The organism is Rhodococcus sp. BS-15, from assembly GCF_000813105.1.
In the GTDB taxonomy this organism is placed as follows: domain Bacteria; phylum Actinomycetota; class Actinomycetes; order Mycobacteriales; family Mycobacteriaceae; genus Rhodococcoides.
The window spans coordinates 1-2,669 of the sequence record NZ_BAOX01000453.1; the positions used below are offsets into that span (position 1 = coordinate 1).

4 protein-coding genes are annotated in these 2,669 nt (G+C 65.8%); 1 reads left to right on the forward strand and 3 read right to left on the reverse strand.

From position 1 onward, the window contains the following. Window positions 1–881 (forward strand): beta-ketoacyl synthase N-terminal-like domain-containing protein (locus tag RHBS_RS26660; RefSeq protein ID WP_306303576.1); only part of this gene is annotated, 881 nt, incomplete at its 5' end. 124 nt (window positions 882–1,005) lie between these two features. Here the strand turns inward: RHBS_RS26660 and RHBS_RS26665 are convergent. From RHBS_RS26665 to RHBS_RS29360, 3 genes are all read right to left on the reverse strand, one after another. Next, window positions 1,006–1,635, reverse strand: a complete 630-nt coding sequence (locus tag RHBS_RS26665; protein ID WP_121870568.1) for a luciferase family protein — start codon at window positions 1,633–1,635, stop codon at window positions 1,006–1,008. 22 nt (window positions 1,636–1,657) lie between these two features. Next, window positions 1,658–1,861 (reverse strand): zinc-ribbon domain-containing protein, encoded by a 204-nt coding sequence (locus RHBS_RS26670; protein ID WP_121872593.1) that lies wholly within the window; start codon window positions 1,859–1,861, stop codon window positions 1,658–1,660. Window positions 1,862–1,886: 25 nt separating this feature from the next. Continuing rightward, a partial coding sequence (locus RHBS_RS29360; RefSeq protein WP_187298652.1) for a hypothetical protein occupies window positions 1,887–2,669 on the reverse strand: 783 nt, incomplete at its 5' end.

The following is a 2,669-nucleotide window of genomic DNA, read 5'->3' on the forward strand; positions in this document are numbered from 1 at the left end:
TCGGGGCGGCACGCGAGGCCGTCGACGACGCGATGGCGCGGGGCTGGCAGCCGGGTCGACGGGTGGGTCTGATCCATGCCGTCGTTCTGGGTGAAGTGGACGAGTGGCGCAACTTCTATCTACGCGACGGCGGAGAACGCCGAGTTCGTGACTATCTGACGCTGATGCCGTCGACCCCGGTGTCCCTCCTGATGCAGGAATACGGCTTTCACGGCCCGGCCATGAACGTCTCGGCGATGTGCGCGTCGGGCAATGCAGGTCTGCTCACCGCCAAGATGTGGCTCGATACCGGATTCGTCGACGACGTGGTGTTCGTCGCCACGGATCTGTCCCTGACGCCGGAGAACATCGACCACTTCGTGAAGCTCGGCGTCGGTGTGGTCGACGTCGAGCCACAGCAAGGCTGCCGGCCGTTCCAAGAGGGCAGCCGCGGGTTCGGAATGGGTGAGGCCGCAACGGCCTTCGTTCTGTCGACGCGCAGCTCGGCCTCGTATGCACGGGTACTCGGCGGTTCGATGACACACGACGCGTTTCATGCCACCTCGATCGACCCTGCGCTCACCCAGGTGCGGGCCTGCTTCGAGCAGGCGTTGGTCGACGCCGACGTCACTGCCCAGCAGGTGCGGTATCTCAATGCCCACGGCCCCGGCACCGCTCAGTGCGATGCGGCAGAAGCCACCATGTTGGAGACAGTGCTGGACTCCCACGCTCAGGTGTACTCGGTGAAGCCGTTGACGGGACATTGCCAAGGAGCCGCGTCGGCGATCGAAACCATCTCTGCGGTCATGGGATTCGAGCGCGGACTCGTGCCGGCTGCCCCGCAGGTCTCGGATGCTCACCCCCTGCTGCTCGACGGTTTCACCGCGGCGGAGCCGGATTGACCGTCAAATCGTCCCTGGGAATGGGCGGACACAACTCGGTGGTGGTGCTGGCACCGGCATGAGTCGCTCGCGGGGGCTCGGCAGCCCGCGTTGGCTGCCGAGCCCCCGAGCGGTACTGCTGCAATCAGCCGGTGCGCAAGGCGGTTTCGACAACACGATCGAGGATCCTGGTGATCTGCTCTACGTCGTAGCGGTCTCGGGGCGAGTACAACAACACGTAGGGCTCAGGAAGTCCGATCGGTGGGCGGCCGGCCAACGGATGCAGTTCTCCCCAACCGGCATCGATGATGCGCTGGGCATCGCCGTGCTGCGCGACGACGTGCAGCGACCCGTCGCTGGGGTGGACGTGAGCGATCTCCCCGCCTGCTCGAGTCACCACACCGGGTCGCCGGTTCTCGGCGACCACGTACAGGGCCTGCCCGCGCTTCTCGAAATGACTCGTGCCCAGGTACAGGCGATCGGAGTCGGTTCGCGCGTGGGACTCGAGAACGTCGAACACCGACACCGGGCCGCCCGGCGCGATGCCGTTCAGCTGGCGATGCGGAATCGGATAAGGGGCAACCGAGGGACGGGGCCCGGGCCGGGCCGGCAGTTCCCACGTCGGCGAGGCAGCGTCGGCGACGGCGTCACGGACGGTCAGCGGATCCCTACCGAGCGGGGTGAGGATCTTGGTGATGGCCCAACCCACCACGTTGGCGGGTAGCCCGCCGGGGCCGAGCGCCTTCCACGCCGCATAGTCCTCGGCGATCCTCACGAGACGAGAATTCTGCAGGCACTCACACCGACACTGCCTCGCCGCAGATTCCGCATTCCTCGAACTCGACTCGCTTCCAGCGTGCGACCGGCACGAAGAACAGCGTGAACTGTTGGTACTGCTTCATGCGCGCCCACTGCGTGACGTTGTGGCAGCGTGGGCAGGTTCGCGTGGCACCCGAGCCGATGTGTTTGCGCTTGCTGCCGAAGCCGAAGAGAAGGAACATGACGCCAGCATAGGTGCGTCCCTCGTCATCGCGGCGCTGGGACGTCACCGATGGCCGGCACGACCGCGATGTTCGTCACCGAACTCGAGAACTGAGTCGATCGGTTGTCGCGCTGCAGAATTCGTTCTCCGAGCAACCGGCCGTCTTCGTCGCTGAACACCAGCTGGATGATTCCCAGTCGAGGATCGTCGAGACCCAGTGCGGTGCCACTACGGCCGGCGGCATCGGTGACTCCGGATTCGACATCGAGACCTTCGATGTCCTGGGCCGCTCGAAACAGTACCGATTGCTTCTGCACCGGCACCCGCTCACTGAGGGCTCGAATCTGCTCCCACACGGCGACGTCTTCGTCGACGTCGTTCAGCGACATGTCGGCTGCGGTGGCCGGGTCTTTCCTCAAGTCGTCGAGAACCTTCGCCGGATCGTCGGGCAATTGCTCGAGTGCGGACAGCGAACGAGACGCGAGGATCGACTGGTCGCCCACCGGAAGCGTCGTCGACTGCGACGCACCGTTCTCGGTCGAGGTCATCAGGCCCGGAGCACTGCCGTCGACGGATTCCCATACCTGAACAGTCACCCAACTCGGCCCGTTCTGCCGCAAGATCTCCCGGTACACCCACCCCTGGGATGGCAGATCCAAGGGCGGTGCCGAGGACGCGGCGACGGCCGCTCTGTCGAGAACGGTGGCCGCCACTGCCTCGCTCGGCGTACCGCCTCCGCTGAGTTGCAGGCCGAGGACCATCACTGCGACGACGGCTGCGGCCGCAGCGGTCCATCGACCGAATGCCGGGCCCGCCTTTTCGGCCGA